Consider the following 22,389-nt stretch of genomic DNA (forward strand, 5'->3'; position numbering starts at 1 on the left):
GAACGATGACGAAGGAGTACAAAGGATGAATCGAATGCTAACCACAGCGATGATCGTCATGCTAATGACGGGATGTACAGCTTACACAACGCCCAAAGAAGCACCCTCCAAAGTAAAAATATATAGCGACGCCTCCATCTCAGCAACGCTATCCTCCGCACAGAAATTACGCGCCGAGAAACTGATCAGCCTATTCGAAAACGGTGTTACCACGATCCAATACGGCTATGCCAAGAACCTGCATGATGGCCGTGGCTTCACATGCGGCCGCGCTGGGTTCACGACAGGTACAGGCGATGCGTATGAGGTGATCAATCGATATACAAAGCGCGTTCCATCGAATAAACTAGCATCCTATTTGCCTGAATTGAAACGGTTAAACAGCGCTCGGAATAAAGCGGACGTATCTCGATTGGCCGGATTCGATCGAGCATGGAAATCTCTCGGCAGAGATGCCACATTCCGCGCCGTACAAGATGAAGTGGTTGATGAATGGTACTATCGTCCTTCCGCATCCTATGCGAGTACAGCAGGACTGAAGCTCCCGCTCTCCATGGCCGTGCTCTACGATACCATTATCCAGCATGGAGGAGGGAGCGACCCGGATAGCTTGTCCGCGCTAATAAAGCGCACCAATGCAGCAGTCGGAGGGACACCTCGGCAAGGCGTGGATGAGAAGATATGGCTCGCCAAATTTCTCGATGTACGCCGCGCAGACCTGAAGAACCCATCCAACCGCTCAACGCAGCAAGAATGGGCCCAATCCGTAGGTCGCGTCGATGTCTTCAAATCCATTGCAGCGAGCAATAATTATAACTTAAATGCACCGATCGTCATTCATACAAGCGAGTACCATGAGACGATAGTGTAGCCTTACTCATGTGACGGGTGACGTATTTCTTATAGTTGCGTACGCCGCGAATCACTTTGACATCCGCAGATAATAACTGTCGGTCACTAATCACCCATGTATGTCCCAATGAATTTTTCTCTCGGATCGCTGCAAAATTATATTTGCTCGCAGAGTAGACGCGGTACCCCCTTGCTCTGCTGTCTTGACAGAATTTATCATCCTCCCCGATGCTGCGATTCGGGAATTTCACCTTCTTGAATACCTTCTTCTTAAAGACCAACGTCGCACCCGGTAGGATCGATACGTATCTGCGTTCATAGCTCGGAAAACGAAGAATCAGCTTCCGATTCCCTTTGAGCCACGTATAGCATGCGCGTTTGCCTACGATGTCAGCTCCGCTCTTCTTCATCGCCAGCATCGAACCGGTTAGGTAGCTTGGCGCATAATAATCGTCATCATCGAACTTCGCGATCGTCCGATATTTCGATTGACGGACCGCATAGTTCAAGCAAGCGCCTAACGAGGTGTTCTCAGACAATTGATATACAGATACGTTGCTATAGCCTTGAGCCATTTTCCGATACGCTTTAATGTCCAATTTGTCATTATTCAGAATAATGATGAGTTCTTTATTCACCCAACGCTGTCTATTGAAATTTTTGAATATGTTCTTCAGGTGGTGGGGGCGTTTGGTACAAGTAATAATAGAAATGCCCTTCTTTTTGTACCGATAACCACTTCGGGTTGTCACTTGGCGGTCCTCCCTCCAGGGTAATGGAAATGCGTCTTTTTTCTTTCGAGGAGTCACTATATTTGTATGAAATGTATATAAAATAAAGACGGCGAATCGACTGGTTGTTTCGCGGAAATGAAGGCATGTGAACCCGCTCGGAGGGAGAGGTACCGCACTAATGAACGTAAGGAGCCAGATAAAACCAGGGATCAAGCGGATACAACGCCATAAACCATCGGCAATCCGTTCTAGCAGTAATCCTAGAATCGCCTATCTTACCTTTGATGATGGCCCGAATGAATACACCGAACAAATTCTTGATGTATTGAAGGCCTATGATGCGAGCGCCACCTTCTTCATGCTCAAGCCTCATATCCTTCAACATGCGAACACGGCTATGCGCATCGTTCGTGAAGGGCATGCGGTAGGGCTGCATGGCGTGACCCATCGAGCGGAGCTCTTCTATGCATCGAAGGAATCCGTCATTGAAGAATTTAATGACACGCGGTACACGCTTCGTGCGGTAACCGGCAAAGACACGCAGCTCGTACGCACGCCCTACGGCAGCATCCTACATATGAAGCCTTCCTACTTCGATGAGGTGGAGCGCTGGGGCTACCTGCTATGGGACTGGAATGTCGATAGTCGAGACTGGAAATATCGTGATGATCGTTCCGTTCGGGCTGTGAAGAGACGTGTTCGAGCACTTCGCCGGAGCGGCAAGGATCCTGTGATTCTGATGCACGATCGCCCCGAGACGGCAGAGCTGCTCAAGGATATCATTGCATATCTTTACGAACACGGCTATCGTCTGAATAAATTAGATGAGACGTTGAAGCCCGTCCGATTGAAATCCATATGAGACGGAAAAGGCGATAGCTCTCGGTTCCCATCCTCCGAGAAGCCATCGCCTCGATTTGATCGTACACGGCTGATTAGAAATTTGGATCCCCGAACTTGCCTATCCGCAAATCCCGGAAAGCTTCAACGATCTCACGCTCCGTATTCATCACGAACGGACCATGCTGTATGATCGGCTCATCGATTGGCTCGCCGCTTAACACGATGACAAGCGCATCCTCTGTCAGAGCTTCGATCAGCATTTCGCCCGGTTCGTTCTTAAATAGGACAAGATCAGACGACACAGCATCGGATTCACCATTGATCCTTACTTGACCTCGAAGAACGAGCACCGCCGTATTATAGCCCTGGGGAAGCGTGAATCTGGCTTGCCCGTGTTTCTTTAAGCTGATATCGAAAAGATGAACCGGCGTGAAAGTCTCGGCTGGACCCTTTACACCTTCATACTCCCCTGCAATAATACGTACAGTACCTGCTTGATCGGGCAATGCTACATACGCCATCTGATCTTTAAGCAGCTCTTGGTATTTGGGCTTACTCATCTTGCTCGCTTGCGGCAGATTCACCCACAGCTGAATCATATGCATGATCCCGCCACGCTTTGCGAATGATTGCTCCTGGTACTCCTTATGCAATACACCGGAACCTGCTGTCATCCATTGCACATCTCCCGGTCCAATAATTCCATGGTTGCCTGCATTATCATGATGCTCGACGTACCCGTCATAGGCGATCGTTACGGTCTCGAATCCACGGTGCGGGTGCGCTCCAACCCCTCTTGCCGTTTCGGCTGGCGGGAATTCATGCGGTGAATTGTAGTCGAGCAGAACAAATGGACTTAGCCGTTCCAAGAAAGGATTGCCGTGCGGGAAATAATTCGATACGCGAAAGCCGTCACCCACCATTTGAAAAGGTGCCCCTCTAAAAATTCCTTCGATCGGACGAAAGTTTGACATTGCCATTCCACTCCTTTGTTATGGTTCTCATTCAGTTAAATTATTTTATATAAATATTCTTCAATTAAAGATATATAGCGAAGAAAATGGGCTACACGCCATTAGCCCCTTTACCTAACAACTTCAACAGTTCAATCGCCTCTTCCTTCTGCGCTTGGGTTAGCCCGCCCATCAAGTCATGGATTCGATTCGCATGCTGTGGGAAAATTTGCCCGAAGAACGTTTGACCTTGCTCTGTCAACTCTGCAAAAATAACCCGCCGATCCTCCTGCGAAGGAATTCGCGCAATCCAGCCCTTCTTGCACAGTTTATCAATGTTATAGGTCATGGTCCCGCTGGTGATGAGAATTTTCTCCCCGATCTGCTGCAGCGGAATTCTCCCCTTCGAATGAAGCACCTCCAAGATGCCGAATTCGGAAGGCGATAGATCGTAGCTCCGAATATCCTTCGATACGCTATCCATCACGTTCTTATAAGCCTTGGAGAGAACGACGAGTAGTTTCAGCGATGTAAGCTCTTCTTTTTGTGTAGGATCCGCCATCATTATTCCCTCTATTCACCGATTTCTTGAACTTAAGATAATTATCTTGATTTAAAGATATATCGTTTCACGTCATTTGTCAATACACAAGAAGAACCGACTTCATCGTCCGTTAACGGACGATAAGCGTATCTTCGAGAAATATAAGAACAGTTTATTCGTAAAACTTATAAAAAAAACTGACACCCGCTGTGAAATCGAAGGATGCCAGTCTAGTATGAGATATTATGCCTTTGCATTCACCGTTTGCGATTGCTTGCGTAGCTCGCGTCGCACGATGGGAGCCACTTCGGTTGCCAACAATTCTATCGCTTTGGCAACACGATTGAACGGAACGCCGCCGATGTCCATTTGCATCATGTAACGGGTATGCCCGAATAATTGATGTTGAGTGAGAATCTTCTCCGCAATACGCTCTGGACTGCCCACGGCTAGCGCCGTCTCTGGACCTGCAAGCTGTTCGAATGCCTCTCGCGTTAATGTGGTAGACTCTAATCGATTCCCGTTGAACTGGGCGGTGTAATTCGCGTAATACGGGTAAAATTCGCTCATGGCTTGCTCCGTCGTCTTAGCAATATAACCGTGACTGGTAATTCCCACTTGCAAATGTCGTGGGTCATGTCCCGCCTTCTCCCCCGCTTGACGATAGGTCTCAACGATATGCTGCAGCTTGGACGGGTCTCCTCCGAGAATCGCAAGAGCCATGCCCGTACCATACGTTCCTGCAAGCGCAGCGCTCGCCGGTGTACCGCCGACGCCGATCCATAGCGGAATCTCTGGCTGTACGGGTCTTGGTGCGATTTCAGCGCCTTCAAGATCGCTGCGGAACGCCCCCTTCCAAGTGACTTTGGCCTGACGATTTAGCTCCTGCAGCAAGGTTAGGTTTTCCTGGAATAAGGCATGGTAATCCTCTCGTGCATAACCGAATAATGGGAATGATTCCAAGAACGCTCCACGGCCCGAGATAATCTCGGCACGGCCGTTCGAGAGCAAATCAAGCGTTGCGAAATCTTCGAAGACACGGACCGGGTCCGCCGTACTAAGTACCGTCGTTGCGCTAGTTAATCGGATATGCTTCGTCGCTTGCGCAATAGCTGCGAGGACGACAGGCGGCGATGATAAGGCAAAATCCAATCGGTGATGCTCGCCGACGCCGAACACATCGATCCCCGCTTCATCCGCAAGCTTCGCTGCCTCTACGATGTCCCGCAGTCGTTGTGCCGGATGAATGGGCTTGCCTGTCTGTATATCTGGCGATAAATCGCCTAATGTATAAAGGCCGAATTCAAACGTTGGCTCTACTCCATTATCTTTCATATTCATGGTTCCCTCCCTAGATGACATGAATCCTATACGCTTGTTAAGATCCATGAACGCAGTAAAATATGCCGTTAAGCTCGTACACTCCGATAGTTACAGTATGCTCACAAGACCTTGCTTTTCCTGTACGCTTCGTCCGGCATCATGCGCCATTTTTTCACAATCACATCATTTGATTACTTATAGTAAGTAAGTGTATTATAGTAATTTACTGTTGTCAATGTTAAACCGACAAAAAAGACTGACTCACACAGATCGCAACGATCTGGCAAGCCAGCCTTCTTAGGCAATCGCCTTATTATTTAGCCGATACGGATTTGTACCAATCGTTGACTTCTTTTGTGATTTGATCGCCGCCATTCGCCTTCCAGCTCGTAACGAATTGATCAAATGCATCGACTGGCAATTTACCGTAGATAATTTTATTGAACGTCTCCATCTCGGATTGACGCAGCAGGTTCCACTTCGAGATCATTGTAGGTGTTGCTGCACCTGTGAAATAGTTCTGCTTGCGGATATCCATTTGCGACATAACAACTTTCGCTGCATACCAGTTCTCTGGCTTACGGAATTCAGCTGTCTGCTTCTCGTAAGGTGTCTCAGGCTTCTGGCCGTCTGCGAGCTTCACGAGTGTCTTCATGTATAGATCCGGAATGCGTGCAGGGCCTGTAATGAATGGGAAGCTGTTGTTGAAATCCTTGATTTTATCTTTGCTGCTCGTTGGTTGACCATCGACGACATCCCAGTCATAGCCTTTGGCAAAACCGTACTCATACGGGCTGCCAGCCTTCGGATTCGCAAGGTTATCAAGCAAATAGTTGTAGTAGAGAATGATCGCTTCTGGATGCTTCGCATCTTTGTTGATCATGATACTGCTGTTCACGCCGGAGTTCTGCCATTTCGTTCCCATCAATCCATCTGGACCGGCAGGTACAGGATAAGCTTTGAATTTCGAACCCTTCACGTTCTTAAGTAAGTCTGGAGCCGGCCAGTCTGGAACCCAGTTCGCGCCTGGCAAGATGCCCGCTGCGCCTTTCGTCCAGATTTCAGCGGATTTACCTTCATCCCATAATGCCGCATCGACGTGGATATATCCTTTATCCATCCATTCTTTTAGTTTCGCGAGTGCTTGCTTCGCACCTGGGTGAATCGATCCGTAGACCAAATTACCGTCCGCATCTTTATTCCACTGCTCTTCAATCGTACCGTATGCCCCGAATAGCCAGTCCAGGGAGCCCATCCATGTGTTTGTGTTATTCTTGAGCGACACAGCGAGTGGATAGACATCCTTCGCAGGCAAGCCGTCTGGGTTCTGATTCTTGAACTTATCCATAATGTTCTCAAGGTCCGCGATCGTCTTCGGCGCTTGCAGATTCAGCTTCTCCATCCAGTCTTCGCGGAGCCATAAGATCGTATCATCATTATCGGTATATTCCATGATTGGCAGGTTGTACTTCTTGCCGTCTCGTGTGAATGGGTACCATAATTCTGGATTCTGCTCCGTATGTTCTTTCCAAGTCTTATTCGCATATTTATCGAACAGCTCATCGATTGCAATGAATTGCCCGGAATCGATCAATTGGTTCGTTAAGACTGGGTCTGTCGGAACAGGGACGAAATCCGGCAGCTTCTCACCGGAAGTGATTGCTAGCTGCAGCTTCTGACGGTATTGCGCGTCGCCAGCAGGATACCATGTATCTTTATATTTAATACCGAAAGTCTCAAGCATCCAGCGATCGTGTACGTTGTTCTCTTTCGTGTCGCCTTTTGTATAGGTTTTCGGCATTAAGCTCGTACTGATCTCAATCGGTGGATCATATTTCCCTTTTGCAAATGCTTCATCTGCGGCGGAGACGGTTGTTGTGTCGGCTGGCTTCTCTGCTGCCTTCTCCGTACTGCCGGTGTCAGATTTGCCGCCGCAAGCCGCGATCACGAGCAGCGATGAAACCGTAAGAAGCAGCAATGATTTTCTGAATTTTCCCATTCTGTATTCCCCCTACTGTGTAAGATAGCTACATCTGTAACTTTACCAACGGACCAGGAGGACATCTATATGACTTTGTTAGTTTTCATAGGACTCTATCATGTGTTTCATGACCGTCCCGATATTCCTGCGGTGTCACACCGAACTGACGCTTGAACACTTTAATGAAATACGCCGGATCCAAATAACCGATTTCCTGGCTGATTTCATAGATTTTCTTATCCGTTGTTTTTAACTTGTGACACGCCCGTTCCATCCGAAGTCTTGATACATAATCACTAATGCCTTCCCCGGTCTCCATTTTATAAATTTTGGACAAATGCGTCGGATGCAGGTTCACGTGATCCGCAAGCGCACGAAGGGAGACGTCTAGATGCAGATTTTTCTCCGCAAAAGCTTGCAGCTTCGACACATATGTCGACCGACTGTCCGATGCATGGTCGGAATTCGCTTCCTGAAGCTTCGCAAGCACCCGAAGCGACCAATTGCGCAGCTTGCTGATCGTCGAGAACGCCTCGCCGTTCTGCATCGACTCCATGTCCGCCCCAATGAGCCGCGTCAAGCTCTGTCCGTTCCGGTGCGCCAAGTACGTGAAGGAGGACCCGATGACGAATCCTGCTTCCATACAGTGCTCCAGCGATTCCGCCCAGTTACGGTCCAGCTCCGCACATACTGCGCCGATCTTCTCTCTTGCAGCTTCCCATCGCCCCGCTTCCAACAAATTCATGAAAGAGGGGGGCATGTAGAGCGCATCTAACGGCCGTTGGGAGAGACTCTGATCGACATCCCCAGCGCGTGTGACGAATTCACGTTCATCCCCAACGATTTGCCGGAAATAGGACGTTGCCTGCAAATATCGCTCAGGCAGCTGCTGCGGAAACTGGAATCCTTCGGTCATGACGATCGAAATCGATGCTCTCAGGAACTGTTTGACTTTATTTTGCAGCTGCATGGCGAGCTTCTCGAGCTTCGACCCGCGCCCCGACACAACGGTATTGCCTTTAAACTGAAGTACAAAAGCAAGGTAACCGTGCTCCTCCTTCACGCCCCACACCTCGCAAGATTCGCCGAGGATCTCCTGCGTCATATTCATCATGGCATATTCTAACAACTGCAGCCCCATCTTCTTGGTGAAATCAGATGCCTCTTCAATACGAACAAGTAACAACACCGCCTCGCCTTCATGAAAAGGCAGCAGGTAATTCTCCAGTTTGCGCTCCCATTCCTCATCTGCCATCGGTTGACCTCGAAATGCATCGAGTAGCAGCTGTCCTTGCAGCAGCGGCAGGTTCTCGCGGATCGTATGCACCGTCCGCTCAATGGAGCTAATCTGCTCCCATTCCCGGTTCAGCTGATCAATCGCAATCCGCACAGCGCCGAATAATTCCTCGTCTGTGGGCGGTTTGAGCAGATAATCGATCGCTTGATTCTGGAGTGCCTTCTTCGTAAATTCAAAGTCCGAGTGACCGGATAGAATTATACACTTGATCCGCCGATCCACGGTTCGGACACGCTCGATCAGTTCGAGCCCCGTCATCTCCGGCATAATAATGTCTGATATGACGATATCGATGGGATTTGTCTCTATAATCTGCAACGCTTCTTGAGCGGAATACGCTCGATGGACTTGCTCAATGCCCAGCGTATGCCAAGGTTTGAACATGGATAAATTATCTACCCAATGCGCTTCATCGTCTACAATGATCATCTGCATGCTAGTTATCTCCTTTATCGGCTATCCTCAGACGTTGCTGTTCATCTGGAGGCAGCTCCCATTGTATCACCGTTCGAAACCCTCCAAGAGGGGATTTGGTAAAATGCAAGAATGACGATCCGCCAAATTGATGGATGATCCGCTGATTGGTGTTCCATAATCCGCAGCCCATCTCCTCTTGGAGCGGCTCCATCATTTTACGATTCAAGGCTTCCTCCGCTTCCGGCGTCATGCCTGGCCCGTCATCATCCACATAGATGGTGCAATATTGCGCCGTGAATTCGCCTGTGATTCGAATGGCACCGGAAGAGTAGGTTTTGCCGATGCCGTGAATAACGGCGTTCTCCACGATCGGTTGCAATAGCAGACGCGGAACCTGCTGTGTAAGCATCGGTTCGGGAAGCTCGATTTGATAATCGATTCGCCCATTCCTTAGCTTCTGAATGTCCAAATAGTTCACGAGCAGCTTCACTTCTTCGCTCAGCGTCGCCGTCTCCTTCTCCATCCGGGTCGTATATCGATAATAGGCACTAAGGTTGTGCGCCATCGATACGACGGCTTCCTCTTCTTTCATTTGAGCCATATTAATAATATAGCCTAGACAATTATAGAGAAAATGCGGGTTAATCTGCGCTTGCAGCTGCTTGAGCGTCGCTTCCCGGGCTCGCAGCTTCTCGTTCAGCACATTTTCGATTAAATCTTGAATTTGACGCGACATCTCATTAAATCGATGGAACAAGAAAGAGAATTCATTGCTCTCCTTCGAGTAGATGCGCACCGTGAAATCCCCCCGCTTTACACGCTGCAATCCACCAATCAGCTGCTTGATCGGACGCTGCACATTGCGGTATAGCAGAATGGAGGCCGTAATCCCCACAACAAATAACAGTACCATCGTCAGGTAGAATAGATTACGACTATACGAAATGGGACCAAGCACCTGTTCAAGCGCCACGACATCAACCAGATGCCAGTTGAGATTGGGCGACCTAATCGAATTCAGTAGATAGGATTTGCCGTCGAGCTGGATCACTTGTTGATCTGTATCCTCAAGCGTCATCTCGTCCAAGACCGGGATGAGCTCTTGAATCATCTTATGATTTGCTGTCCGGTTCAAGATTGGTGCTTCACCTTTATGGTAGAACAAAGTCTCACGCTGCCCGCCAGCTTTATAAGAATCTAGCATATTTTGAATGTTCTCATTGCTGAAGCTCGCCTCGATGACCAGGCTGCTGCCGCGTATGACGCCTTGCTGACCGAAATTGTCAGTATAGAGCCAATAGAACGCTTTGGGATCACCCGCTTCGGGTGACTGTCCGTGTCGATATTCCCAATTGTTGCTCACATTCTCCAAGAGATATGCATTGTCATATTTGTTATTATTGCTGAAGTTCGAGATTAAATCTTGGTTCTGCTGCGAATAAACGGTATATCTCGCCGGCCAAATATTGATGAGCCCCGACTGCAGCACCATTTTCTCCTGCACGGTATACCGCGTCTGCATGCGGTCATACCGATCTCCCCAGATCTGCAGCCCATTAAATGTCTTCACGTTAGGATCCTTCGAGAAGGAGACGGTGAAATCCATCATTTGCTTCACACGCGATTCGATCTGGCCTGATAGGAAGGTAAGCTGCCTTGTATTCGACATTTGGAGTTCCTTACTCACGACATTCAGCGCCACATCATTCGAATACGAATACATCAGAATAATCGGGATGAACAGAATCAATAGCAACAAGTTCATTTTCGCGAACAAGCTCTTCCTCGTGCCGAACAACCTTCTCCTGATGAAATCTATCCCTCTATGCCATCCCACACGCAGATCCATGCTTGAATCCCCCTTATTCATTATCCCGTAGTGCGCTGAATCTTTAGTCTTCGCTCATCATGCTAACAAAACCCTATCGAGCCTAACATTGTCATATAGTCTCGCGACATCGCCGCTTGCTACTATTAATAGCAGAGATCTACTTTTTGCACAATTTTATTTTTTTATAGGTCTCAACTCTTTAAATACGAAATTACGAAACGGGAGAGCGCCATGGAAATGAATACGACGCAACAAAGAACCCTGAACACCGGCAGTCAAAGATTGACAAAAAGCCGCAACAAGTCCACTTGGATCCTGCATCTCATGGTCTTGCCTGCGGTCATTCTCGCTTTTATCTTCTCTTATCTTCCAATGTCGGGCATTATTATGGCATTTCAAGATTATAAAGCCGCCCTGGGCATTACAGGCTCCCCATGGGTAGGACTCAAGCACTTCCAGTACATGTTCCAGAACGAATATTTCTTGCAGATTACATGGAATACGCTATTCTTCGCCTGTTCCAAAATCATCATGAACTTGGTTATCCCGTTTATATTCGCCTTGCTGCTTAACGAAGTGCGTCATATGGGATTCAAACGGTCCATCCAGACTTTTGTCTACCTGCCTCACTTCTTGTCCTGGGTCACGCTCGGCGGGATTCTGATCGACATGCTCGCGCAAACCGGGATCATCAATCAGTTCTTAACATCCGTCTTCGGAATCAAGCCGATTTTCTTCCTTGGTGACGGCAACTGGTTCCGGTTCACAATCATTTTCAGTGACGTATGGAAAGAATTCGGCTTCAACACGATTATCTTCCTGGCGGCGCTCGCAGGCATTAATCCTGCACTGTACGAGGCGGCTGAGGTCGATGGGGCTGGGCGATTTAAGCAAACGTTGTACATTACGATCCCTTCGCTTATTCCGATTACGATCGTCGTTGCGACACTCGCGCTCGGCAATGTTTTGAACGCCAACTTCGACCAGATCTTCAACCTATATAACCCGCTGATCTACCAACAAGGCGATATTATCGATACGTTCGTCTATCGTGAGGGTCTGCTGACAGGGCAATTCAGCTTCGCAACCGCCGTCAGTTTGTTCAAATCCGTCATTAGTTTAGTCTTAATCGTGATCTCGTATCGACTTGCTTATAAATTCGCAGGGTATCGGATTTTCTAGAAAGGGTGACATCCAATGTATCACAAAACGCTGCCTTACCGAATCTTCTCCATCATTAATTATACTTTCTTGGCTATTGTCGCCATTCTCTGCTTGCTTCCGATGCTTCACTTGTTAATGGTATCCTTCAGCTCGCAAGCGCCAGCCAACGCTGGTCTCGTCAAGTTCTGGCCGATCGGGTTCACGCTCGAAGCGTATGCCAAAACGTTCGATAATGCCAACTTCTTGTCATCCTTATGGGTGTCCGTTGAACGTACCGTGCTTGGAACGGCACTTGCGATGGTCGTTAATACGGCGGCTGCTTATGCCTTGTCCAAAGAATCGCGTACGTTCCGCGCACGCAATATCTACCTCTGGTATTTCGTCGTTACGATGTTGTTCAGCGGCGGTCTTATTCCAGGTTATATCTTAATCCTGAAACTTGGACTTATGAATACACTAGCAGCGCTCATTCTTCCAGGTCTCGTAACGGTCTATAACATTATCCTGCTGCTGAATTTCTTCCGCAATGTCCCGAAAGATCTGGAAGAAGCTGCATTTATCGATGGCGCTGGTTATTTACGGACGTTCATTTCCGTCTATCTTCCTATCTCGCTTCCAGCCATTGCAACCGTCTCGTTGTTCATCATGGTAGGTCATTGGAATGCTTATTTTGATGGACTCATCTACATTAAAGAATCCGAGAAGCTGCCTCTTGCGAGCTTCATGCAGACGATCATCGTGCAAGCAGACATGACCAAGTTCGACCCAACGGTCGTCCAGAACTTGTCGCAGCGTACGATTCGGGCTTCCCAGATCTTTATCGGCGCGTTACCGATCTTGCTGGTCTATCCATTCCTGCAGCGCTATTTCGTCAAGGGGATCGTGATTGGGGCCGTCAAAGAATAGGGGAATCTATCAATAATAAGAAACACCTCTCCAATTATCGCGAAAAGAAGCATTCATCCATTCTTTCCCGGCAGGTTTGCTTTTGCCGTAAATGGGAAAAATAGATGAATGCTTCGTGCATAAGAGTGATCAATTGGAGGCGTTTGACATTGAAATGGCGTAACATATCTTGGGTATGGCTTGCTGGAGGGATGGTCCTTGCACTTACGGGCTGTGATACACAGCCAACCGCAATCCTTGCTTCGACAGCCCATGATCCCTCAATGAATGTACAACCTGTCACATCCGATATTGTGAATAGCAAAGGTAAAAAAATCGGGACGGCGACATTCACGCAGCTGGCCAAAGGGGTGCAAATTGATGTATCTGCATCCGGACTCAAAAAAGGGTTGCATGGCATCCATATTCACGAAATGGGTAAATGCGAAGCGCCGGACTTCAAGACAGCCGGCGGGCATTTTAACCCAACGAGCAGAGAGCATGGCTTCAACAATCCGAATGGGGAGCACGCTGGAGATCTGGCGAACCTCGTGGTCGGTTCGCACGGCAAAGGCGAAGTGCAGTTCGTGAATACATCGGTGACGCTGCGGAAAGGCGAACCGAACTCCTTGCTCAAGGACGGCGGAACCTCACTTGTCATCCACACAGATCCCGATGACATGCATACGAATCCTGCCGGCAACTCCGGCGATCGGATTGGCTGTGCTGTCATTCAGTAACAACCAATCATTAGCCCCTTGAAGCACCTAACTCTGGTGCTTCAGGGGGCTTTTACTTATGATCTGCTTCTCACGCAGCAAGATGATCGACATCAGTATGAGCGAGGTAACCACAAGTGCTGCTGGAATCATGAATATCGCAGGTTGGTAGCCCGGAACAAGAAAAGGCAAAATATAACCAACTAAGGATGCCGTCTGCGATAAGAAAACATACAGACTGGATCCAAAGCCGACTCGCGTATGGAACATCCGCTGGACATAACCCATCGCCACGCCGTATAAGACAGACACAAAGAAGGAATATAACGGCTGGACCATAAAGAAAATGACAAGCGAGGGAGATAGCGCATACGTCGTATATACGATAAGCGCGCACAAACTGGCGATAAATATCACCTTTTTGCTGCCATATCTCGCTGCCCAATATCCTGCTAATGTCATGAATAGCAGCTCGAATATCGCCTGCGCACTCCATAGATAAGACATTAACTGCGGCTCCTTGAATTTCTGAACGACAACGAGCGGTAAATATAGTCCGCGCAGCGCATCCCCGCAAGAGAGCAGCAAGAGCGCAATTAGCATGATGATCGAGAGCGGTTCCCCCGTACTCTTCTGGGAAGTCGAACCCACATCTTCTTCTCGGAACAGGAGCAGCAAGGCTAATAATAAGACATAACCGAGTAAATTCCCCCATAGGATTCCTATAAAATCAGCGAATAAATAGACATTCGCTCCGACGAGCAGACCCGTAAAGAACCCTACACTATATGTCGTCCGAAGCCAAATCTGAGCCATCTCAAAAAAATCAGCCGCATGCTTCATGAAGTGATTCCGTGCCATTGCAAAGAGCTGACCCATAATGAGTCCCGAAGGCGCGACAATAAAGATCATACCAGCCAAAGCCCAGCTATAATCCGCGGCTTGCATATAAATCGTAAGTCCAACAATACATAGCATACTCGCGATAACGGGCAGCGTCTTCTTCCGCTTCATCCGATCACTAATCAATCCTACCGCAATGGTCGTAATCATATTAAGTACAAGTGCGATCGAGAAAATAGAGGTAATCTCCCATTTACTAAGACCAATGCCATCCCGCATATAGACCGCATTCATTGGTGCAAGAATCCCCATGCCAATACCGTAGGCGAACATTCCGATAATTAACGGTTTCGCACCGCGAATGCGAAAGAATGCCAATAGATCAGCCCACCATTTCATCTTACAGTCACGCTCCTTCCATGATCATGTCACAAAAAGGCGCTTGATCGCTCAAGCGCCTGAAGTCTGGGCCTTCGTATGCCTACCCTTGATTGCGTGTGGATACTTCCGATCAATGACCGTCTCGAACACGATTGGTTCATTTTTCCACTTTCGTATAGAGTATAGTAAACCCTTGTCCCGTCGTCAATGCTCGCTATCATCTTACGGGCTGATTAAGCGGAAATCAATATGAACCGGCGGCGGGCAATTCGCCATCGCTTCCTCCAAGATCTCCGGCGTGACCTTTGTATGTCTCGCATTTGCCAGCTGCTTCGCATGATAATGATACCAGATGTCCACAATCCGCACTTCACCTTCGCGAATCACGGCGAACTCCTTACGGAATAGATTCTCGATAAATGTATGTTTATCCAGCTCCAGCGCAGCCGTTCCCATCATAATCTGAATCCGATCGCTTGCTGCATCAGCCGCAGGCAACGCTTCATAGACATCCCAAGCTTGCTGGTACGCCTTACTTGCAATTAATAGATTCAAGTACTCTTCAACAAACGCGCGATCAGGGAAGCCGTTCGCCAGCGCATATGCCTGTTCATAACAGGTGAGCGCGGCAGCCGTATCGCCTTGCTGCTGTTTCACAACCGCTAAGTTGCGATAGACCCAAGCCGACGGGGTCATGCAGAGAGATTTTTCCCATGCTTCCACGGCTTCTTCCTCGCGCCCCTCTTCATATAACATAACGCCGTAATGCAGAAGAGACACCCAGGAAGGCTGTTCTGTTCGCGAAATACTCGCTTCCAGCAGCTTGAACCACTCTGCTTGAATCATCCAAGAAGCCGGGATGCTGCGAACATCTTGATCCGGCAGCCAACCCTCTTCTAGCAATGCGAGCCAAGGATATTGCGGCGCATCCAATGTGATGTCTTCGAATACGAATCCGAGCGGAATCGCTTGTTCGCCCTGCCTTTCGCGACGCACCCGTTCCAATGCGCCCCAGCCAGACCCTCTGGATAACAGACGTGCCGGCTGTTTCTCTGCCAATCCTTGCAGCTTCAGATGTGTCCGATGTACTTCATCTTCGCTTAAGACGGAATCCACTTGCCCTTGAATGTATGATTTGGCTTCACGCCAAGGGGTCTCTAACGATTGTGCCGCCTGCACCTGGGTGACGCCGAACATCTGCGTAAAGTCCCAGACCGTATGGGCTGGCATATCGATTCCATGACGCTGAGTTGGCGCAAGTCCGCCTTGAACCTCGATATAATTGCCTTCCCCCGGCTTCGCAAGAAAATCACACCATCGTCTCCCCCCTCGGTGATTCCCCCAGCAGAACATTTTACGATAGCGCAGCAATGGCGTTGACCGTTCATAGAACAAGCGGCCGTCTTCATAAGCTACAGCCTCCCATGGCGAACGATGATCGGCATCCGTCTGGAAGAAGTATTCGTTCGAGAAAGGGATCCGCATCGGGTAAGATGCGTCTACTTGCGGCGCAGACGGCAGATGCGGCAAATCGTCCAATCCAAACCCCTTGATCTCCGGATCCAAATAAATGACCTTACTCGTCGAAGAGAAAACGCGCGCACCCTGCGTCTCTTCTACCGCGATGTTCGTCCACCAATACATCGGAACCGGCTTGTCGCTATCATTCACCATCCGGACATAGACCGCCAACTGTTCGGCGCCTGGCGGAAGATGGCAGTCGATATGCCAGAATATATTTTTACACCGTTCATATTCATAGAGTCGCAGAAATTCGTTGCCCTCCTCATCCTTCAACGCAGCAGCATGCAGCGGCGAGCATGTCGTAAAGGTATGACCGACTTGTCCAATATTCCATTCGATGCCGCCCGAGAACCACGCATTCAGAATCGATAGATTGGCCGGCTGAAGGACAGGATTACGATACAGAATCTCACGATCCGTTCGTTTATCTCTCAAAGCGTACAGACGACCGCCATATTCCGGCAGGAACGTTGCCTTCAAGATGTCATTTTCAAGGATGATAACCTTCAGTCCGATCGTGTTGCGTTCTCGAGTATAGCGATCCTGCATCCGGTAAGGCAAATACCGCTCCCCGGTCTCATATCCCAAATATTCGTGTTGTTCGGCCGTGAACGTTCCGTTCTCTGCTACGTCGATATGATAATGACGATTCCTGAACATCGGAAGCGGATTCTCACCTGTTACCGGTGTCCCTTCCAAATATAATGTTGATAATGAGACTTTCATCGCAAGCACCTCACTCTTCATTTATGTGCAGGTTAGTTCCTCTTCCGCCCATGTCAATTGAACCGCAACACCTGCCTTGCAGACGATCTCCATCATCGCCCCTTGATAACGAACTTGGCAGGTGCTGTCTCGATCGGCAATGATAGTGGCCTGCGTCAGCTTTCCATGCAACCATACCATACTTACCGTATAGCCTCCCCTTGCCCGAAGCCCATGGATATACCCATCCTGCCACTTGGCGGGCAGCGCTGGAAGGAGATGAATATCCATGAGATGGCTCTGCAGGAGCATTTCAGCGATCCCTGCAGCTGCGCCGAAGTTCCCGTCGATCTGGAACGGAGGATGCGCACAGAATAAATTCGGGTATATCCCGCCTTTACGATAGTTAAAGGCTTGGTCCGTACCGACCTGCATAAAATTGTCTAATAAGCGCAGTGCACGATCCCCGTCACGAAGCCGCGCCCACACGGCAACCTTCCAGCCCATGCTCCAGCCTGTCCCCTCATCGCCCCGCCGTTCCATCGTATTCCGCATCGCTTCACAATAGGCTGGCGTATGCTCCATCGTGAATTGCCGACCTGGATACAGACCGAACAAATGCGAGAAGTGTCGATGCTGCGGATCAACTTCCTCAAAGTCCTCGTTCCATTCCACTAAGTACCCTTGACTGCTGATTTGTAGCGGCTTCAGCTTGATTAATACGTCTTCGCACCGGTTCGTGAATGTCTCATCCACACCTAATAATCGACCCGCTTGCTCAGTAATCGACAACATTTCCCAGGCAATAGATAAATCCATCGCCGATGCTTCGGTCACGGATCGCGGCTGCCGGGTTACCGGATCATAGAAATGATTCTCCGGCGAAGTCGAAGGACTCGTTATCCATTGCCCCTCCTCATTCTCGATCAACCAATCTAGCATGAACTCCGCTGCGCCTCTCATTAATGGCCACGCCTTTTCTCTTAGAAAGCTTATGTCCTGATTGAACAAGTAATGCTCCCATAAATGCTGGCAGAGCCATGCGCCACCCATCGGCCAATACGCCCAAGTCGCTTCCCCGGTCGGACCTACATTGTTCGTTCGCCATATATCGGACATCGTATGCGCAGTCCATCCGTCACAGCCGTAATGGATTCGAGCGGTCTTCGCTCCCGTGACGGCCTGTTCCTCAATCAATTGGAAGAGAGGTTCATGGCATTCTGATAAATGGCAGCTCTCGGCTAACCAATAATTCATTTGCAAATTGATATTCAGATGGAAATCAGCATTCCATGGCGGCTGCACCATGTCATTCCATATGCCTTGCAGGTTCGCCGGCTGCGTCCCCGGCCGCGAGCTCGAGATCAAGAGGTAACGTCCGTATTGGAACAGTAGACGAGACATATCTAAATCTGTCTTGCCTTGTGCCATTCGCTTCAGCCTCTCGTCCGTCGGCCATGACTGAGTATATTCATGCTCAGGATCATGTAGTTCGAAGTCTACCCGCTGATGCAATCGTTGATAGTCAGTAACATGATCCGCTTCCAGCTCGACATAACACTTCTTCCCTGCCTGCTGAAGCGTATCCCTGCATACCACTGCGGGATCAATCGACGTCTGACCAGGCATCTCGTCAAATCGTGAATAACTCGTCGCACTTGTATACAATAATGTGGCGTATGTAGCCCCCTTCAAATAAATCCCGTCAGATTCAAGCTCCGCGTTCCCATCCGTCTCTGCAATCTTGATCATTGCGGCGAACCGCATGGATCGCCCTTCGTCATCGTAGACAACCGCTGGCTCAATCCTATTATTGTGGTTCTGAACCTTCGTCGGTGCTGTTCCCATCAGCAACAGCCCCTGTCCATCAACCGAGACTTGATAACGAAGCAAGGAATCCATAGCGATCGTAACATCGAATCTATTAGCCTGGGCGGCTTCAAGCCGTACCGCCATCACTTGATCGACAGCTGAAATGAACACTTTACGTATATGCTGCTCATCGCCTGAACCGATCTTCGTTGTCGCGATGGCGGTGTGCAAATCCAGCTCCCGTGTATAAGCCTCTTCTTTCGCAATTCCCTCAAAGTCTAAATAGACGTTGCCTAATGGCTGATAGGGCTGCACCCCATGCCCATCTGTTCCGAGCATATGATTCTCCACGAGCGCCTCTGCTTCCGCGTACTGCTTCGCTGCAATATAGTCTCTTGCAGCGGCTAGATAGGTCAAGGCATTTGGATTGTGCTCCTCCCGAGGATAACCCGCCCATAATGTATCTTCATTCATTTGCAGCCGATCACGTTCCACGCCCCCAAAGACCATGGCTCCCATCCTGCCATTTCCTAAAGGAAGTGCTTCCGTCCATTGTACAGCCGGTTGCTTGTACCACAATTTCGCAGCTTTTTGCATCTCATGACTCTCCTTAAGTTTTGTCGTCCAACGTGATCTCCATCGGCACCGTTCTCGTTGTTCTTGCATCGGTATTCACGAATACATTGAAATGATATATTGGTAACGATAAGATAGAAATAACACGATACTCCGATTTATAGAACAATATTATGATTCGTATAGAGGTGGATTCCGCTCATGTACCGTGAATGTTACTTGCCTGATTTCTCAGATATGCAATTCTTCTGCTTCCCTCATTCCGTTGGCTTCTATTCGAAGCCCTTTAATCACAACGTCAATCGGGAGACCGGCGTCAAAGACTACAGCCTTCACGTCGTTATGCATGGCAAAGGGTGGATCGAGCTCGATGATGTTGTCTATCCCTTGAAACAAGGCGATGCCTTTCTCCACTTCCCGAATAAGAAGATGCGCTATTACACCTCAGAGGATGATCGCTGGAAAACCTATTGGATTCAATTTTATGGACACCGTGTTCGAGATTTCTTGTTTGAGAAAGGGTTTGTTAAATCCTCTATCTGGTCCTTAAAACAATATGCACTTCTCCTTACTGCATTCGAAGAACTGCTCAAGGAAATTGAATCGAACAACTTCATGCGCCCATCACGCATCTCTTCCCTTACCTTTGCTACGCTTAATGAATTTATCTGCAATGCCTTGCCCTATGCGAATCTCAAACATAACCATAACTATGATCAAATCACCAACATTCTTCCGTTAATGCAGCAGGAAGCCCATTTGCCATTTATTCTTGAGACGTGGGCCGAACGCGTAGGATTAACGCCGAACTATTTTTGCAGCTTGTTCAAGAAGACGACCAACATGACGCCTGTCACCTACGTCACGAAATGCCGGATGCAGAAATGCAAGCAAATGCTGCTCGAAGACCCAACGCTACCCATCAAGGACGTCGCCTTACAATCGGGTTACCCGAGCACGAGCTACTTCAACAAAAAATTCATGGAATACGAGGGCATTACCCCGCGCGAATTCCGAGATCTTCATACACGCTAGACACGCTCTGTCACGTTAGTAACAGAAGAATCAGACAGGCTTCCCCCGACTAGTTCTGTTGTGCAAGGGCTAATGTATGAGGCTCCGGTTCGTTCGCGAAGATCAGCGCCTAGAAATATTCGACTATGGAAATTTATTACTGCATTCACGATCATTGTACACGTTTTCATAGCACAGTTAAATAACATTATTCCATGGGAATAGAACCACATTTCGATGGAATATCGACAAAAAAGAGCCCCTCCGTTCCGCCATGATTCATCCCTTTAGACCACAACTTACGTCAATCCAATCGTCTCCATTCGGAATAACGCCACCCGTATCTCTACGCGTGGCGCTATGCATTAAGCATGCCAAATCCGAGGCATCGGCATCGGCTCTTTACCGAGCTCGGCCCAGATATATTTCAACAGCAGTTCTTGTTTTAAAGTTTGAGCACTAGGATCATCCCACAGATTATGAAGCTCACCGGGATCCCGCTCCAGATCGAACATTTCTCCATAGGTCTGGTTGTAATAGACGGTGATTTTATATCGTGCATCGACGTACGTCTTCTGATGAATCGTCGTCGGCTCATGATGGAACTCACAGATGGCATGATCGCGTGCATGCGTGCTTGAGCCGCACCATACATCTCGCTGGTCAACTCCTGTCATGATCGGTGGAATAGCAATATCGCTGAAACGGAGGAACGTCGGTGCAAGATCAACAAGGGATTGTATCGCTGAAGATTGTGCTCCGCTAGGCACATGACCGGGATAACGCACAAGGAATGGCAGCTTGATCAAATCCTCGTAATGGAATCCGCCTTTATGCTGGAGACCGTGCTGTCCGAAGAAATGGCCATGATCCGTCGTGAACACGACGATTGTATTCTTCGCCAAATCCAGCTCATCGAGCTTATCTAGAATCCGTCCGATATATTTGTCCATCAAGCTGATCATGCCGTAATAAGTCGCGACAAGCTGCTTCCGTTCTGCTTTCGAGGTCAAATGTGAGTGATACCCATGAATCCCATTGCCCGTCTCGCGCAAGTGACTGAAATCCGGTTGTTCCTCCTGCGTCATCGCGAAATGCGGCGGATTCCGGTCATGCTCCCCCGGTGACATCTCCGGAATCGTCAGTCCATTCGGATCATACATCCTATCCCAAGGCGCGGGGACGAGATAATCCGGGTGCGGATCGAAGAAGCTGGACCACAAGAAAAATGGCTTATCTTCCGCCTTAGATTGCTCGAGCACCGCATTGCTTCGCTCCGCAATCCACGTATTGTAATGGAATTCCTCTGGGATCGGCCACGTATGCTTAATCGCACGATCCATCGTCCCCGTAGGCGCGACAAAATAATCCCGCCAGTTCGTACATCCTTTTTCCTCCAGCCATAATGCATAATGCTGGCCAACGTGCGCTTCGTTCGTATGGTTGCGCGTTAATGCCACATGATCGAATCCATAGAACGGTCCCTCATATGACCGCCAGAACGCCAAGTCCTGTAAGATTGGATAAGATTCGAGCGACGGATATTGCTCCGTTCCGTGAAGCGGTTGGAAGTGAGCTTTTCCAATCAATGCCGTCGTATACCCTGCGGCACGGAACTCATCGCCAACCGTTCTCCGATCCTCAAGCAGCTTCGTCCCGAGCGTCCATGCGCCATGCTGACTCGGGTACATCCCTGTAATGATCGAGGCACGCGTCGGGGTACATGTCGGATTCGGGCAATAGGCACGTGTGAACGTCGTCCCTTCTCTTACCAATCGGTCCAGATTAGGCGTATCGATCTCAGGGTTAAATGCACCGATCGTATTCCAATGCTGCTGATCACTCGTGATCAACAAAATGTTCGGTCTGTTCATCCAATCTACTCCTTCATCAACATATTTTTATCGTTACTAAGAAGCTTATCTTGTCTCATCCTGGATGGAAATGTCATAATGTATTTAGCATAATGTTAGGTATATTGGAGGTAGCGC

17 protein-coding genes are annotated in these 22,389 nt (G+C 48.9%); 6 read left to right on the forward strand and 11 right to left on the reverse strand.

Annotation, left to right across the window (positions count from 1 at the left end; translation table 11 throughout):
• Nucleotides 1-25 precede the first annotated feature (25 nt).
• On the forward strand, nt 26-871 hold the full coding sequence (locus tag GCU39_RS16085; protein ID WP_152394451.1) for a chitosanase: 846 nt from the start codon (nt 26-28) through the stop codon (nt 869-871).
• Here the strand turns inward: GCU39_RS16085 and GCU39_RS16090 are convergent.
• The gene (locus GCU39_RS16090; RefSeq protein ID WP_152394452.1) at nt 834-1,604 is read right to left on the reverse strand and encodes a glycosyltransferase family 2 protein; all 771 of its coding nucleotides are present in this window, start codon (nt 1,602-1,604) and stop codon (nt 834-836) included. The two genes, GCU39_RS16085 and GCU39_RS16090, sit on opposite strands and share 38 nt — an antisense overlap.
• Before the next feature lie 160 nt (nt 1,605-1,764).
• Between GCU39_RS16090 and GCU39_RS16095 the strand changes: the two genes are divergently transcribed.
• Nucleotides 1,765-2,448 carry a polysaccharide deacetylase family protein gene (locus tag GCU39_RS16095; protein WP_152394453.1) on the forward strand — a complete coding sequence of 228 codons (684 nt, stop codon included), beginning with the start codon at nt 1,765-1,767 and terminating at the stop codon, nt 2,446-2,448.
• 73 nt (nt 2,449-2,521) lie between these two features.
• Here the strand turns inward: GCU39_RS16095 and GCU39_RS16100 are convergent, their stop codons facing one another.
• The 6 genes from GCU39_RS16100 to GCU39_RS16125 form a co-directional block, all read right to left on the reverse strand.
• The gene (locus tag GCU39_RS16100) at nt 2,522-3,403 is read right to left on the reverse strand and encodes a pirin family protein (protein ID WP_152394454.1); all 882 of its coding nucleotides are present in this window, start codon (nt 3,401-3,403) and stop codon (nt 2,522-2,524) included.
• A gap of 91 nt (nt 3,404-3,494) precedes the next feature.
• On the reverse strand, nt 3,495-3,944 hold the full coding sequence (locus GCU39_RS16105; protein WP_152397273.1) for a MarR family winged helix-turn-helix transcriptional regulator: 450 nt from the start codon (nt 3,942-3,944) through the stop codon (nt 3,495-3,497).
• 225 nt (nt 3,945-4,169) lie between these two features.
• Nucleotides 4,170-5,267, reverse strand: coding sequence for an LLM class flavin-dependent oxidoreductase (locus GCU39_RS16110; RefSeq protein ID WP_152394455.1), 1,098 nt, complete (start codon nt 5,265-5,267; stop codon nt 4,170-4,172).
• 295 nt (nt 5,268-5,562) lie between these two features.
• Nucleotides 5,563-7,248, reverse strand: a complete 1,686-nt coding sequence (locus tag GCU39_RS16115; protein ID WP_152394456.1) for a type 2 periplasmic-binding domain-containing protein — start codon at nt 7,246-7,248, stop codon at nt 5,563-5,565.
• 85 nt (nt 7,249-7,333) lie between these two features.
• On the reverse strand, nt 7,334-8,962 hold the full coding sequence (locus tag GCU39_RS16120) for a response regulator transcription factor (RefSeq protein WP_152394457.1): 1,629 nt from the start codon (nt 8,960-8,962) through the stop codon (nt 7,334-7,336).
• A 1-nt stretch (nt 8,963) separates the two neighbouring features.
• Complete coding sequence (locus GCU39_RS16125) at nt 8,964-10,793, reverse strand: sensor histidine kinase (protein WP_193726502.1); 1,830 nt, start codon at nt 10,791-10,793, stop codon at nt 8,964-8,966.
• A 213-nt stretch (nt 10,794-11,006) separates the two neighbouring features.
• Here GCU39_RS16125 and GCU39_RS16130 point away from each other — a divergent pair, with 213 nt between their 5' ends.
• The 3 genes from GCU39_RS16130 (at nt 11,007) to GCU39_RS16140 (ending at nt 13,564) form a co-directional block, all read left to right on the forward strand.
• On the forward strand, nt 11,007-11,957 hold the full coding sequence (locus GCU39_RS16130; protein ID WP_152394458.1) for an ABC transporter permease: 951 nt from the start codon (nt 11,007-11,009) through the stop codon (nt 11,955-11,957).
• 15 nt (nt 11,958-11,972) lie between these two features.
• Complete coding sequence (locus GCU39_RS16135; RefSeq protein WP_152394459.1) at nt 11,973-12,845, forward strand: carbohydrate ABC transporter permease; 873 nt, start codon at nt 11,973-11,975, stop codon at nt 12,843-12,845.
• A gap of 149 nt (nt 12,846-12,994) precedes the next feature.
• Nucleotides 12,995-13,564 carry a superoxide dismutase family protein gene (locus tag GCU39_RS16140; RefSeq protein ID WP_152394460.1) on the forward strand — a complete coding sequence of 190 codons (570 nt, stop codon included), beginning with the start codon at nt 12,995-12,997 and terminating at the stop codon, nt 13,562-13,564.
• 27 nt (nt 13,565-13,591) lie between these two features.
• Here the strand turns inward: GCU39_RS16140 and GCU39_RS16145 are convergent, their stop codons facing one another.
• From GCU39_RS16145 to GCU39_RS16155, 3 genes are all read right to left on the reverse strand, one after another.
• Nucleotides 13,592-14,785, reverse strand: a complete 1,194-nt coding sequence (locus GCU39_RS16145; RefSeq protein WP_152394461.1) for an MFS transporter — start codon at nt 14,783-14,785, stop codon at nt 13,592-13,594.
• 204 nt (nt 14,786-14,989) lie between these two features.
• Nucleotides 14,990-17,017, reverse strand: a complete 2,028-nt coding sequence (locus GCU39_RS16150; RefSeq protein ID WP_193726503.1) for a DUF5107 domain-containing protein — start codon at nt 17,015-17,017, stop codon at nt 14,990-14,992.
• Nucleotides 17,018-17,038: 21 nt separating this feature from the next.
• Nucleotides 17,039-19,405: a glycoside hydrolase family 95 protein gene (locus tag GCU39_RS16155; protein WP_152394463.1), complete on the reverse strand. Its 2,367-nt coding sequence runs from the start codon at nt 19,403-19,405 to the stop codon at nt 17,039-17,041.
• 180 nt (nt 19,406-19,585) lie between these two features.
• Between GCU39_RS16155 and GCU39_RS16160 the strand changes: the two genes are divergently transcribed.
• A complete protein-coding gene (locus GCU39_RS16160) occupies nt 19,586-20,419 on the forward strand; it encodes an AraC family transcriptional regulator (RefSeq protein ID WP_152394464.1) in 834 nt (277 codons plus the stop codon).
• Between the two features lie 344 nt (nt 20,420-20,763).
• Here the strand turns inward: GCU39_RS16160 and GCU39_RS16165 are convergent, their stop codons facing one another.
• Entirely contained in the window at nt 20,764-22,272 is a 1,509-nt protein-coding gene (locus tag GCU39_RS16165; protein ID WP_152394465.1) for a sulfatase family protein, read from the reverse strand.
• Nucleotides 22,273-22,389: the final 117 nt, after the last annotated feature.

It is taken from the genome of Paenibacillus guangzhouensis, assembly GCF_009363075.1.
GTDB classification, from domain to species: Bacteria; Bacillota; Bacilli; order Paenibacillales; family Paenibacillaceae; genus Paenibacillus_K; species Paenibacillus_K guangzhouensis.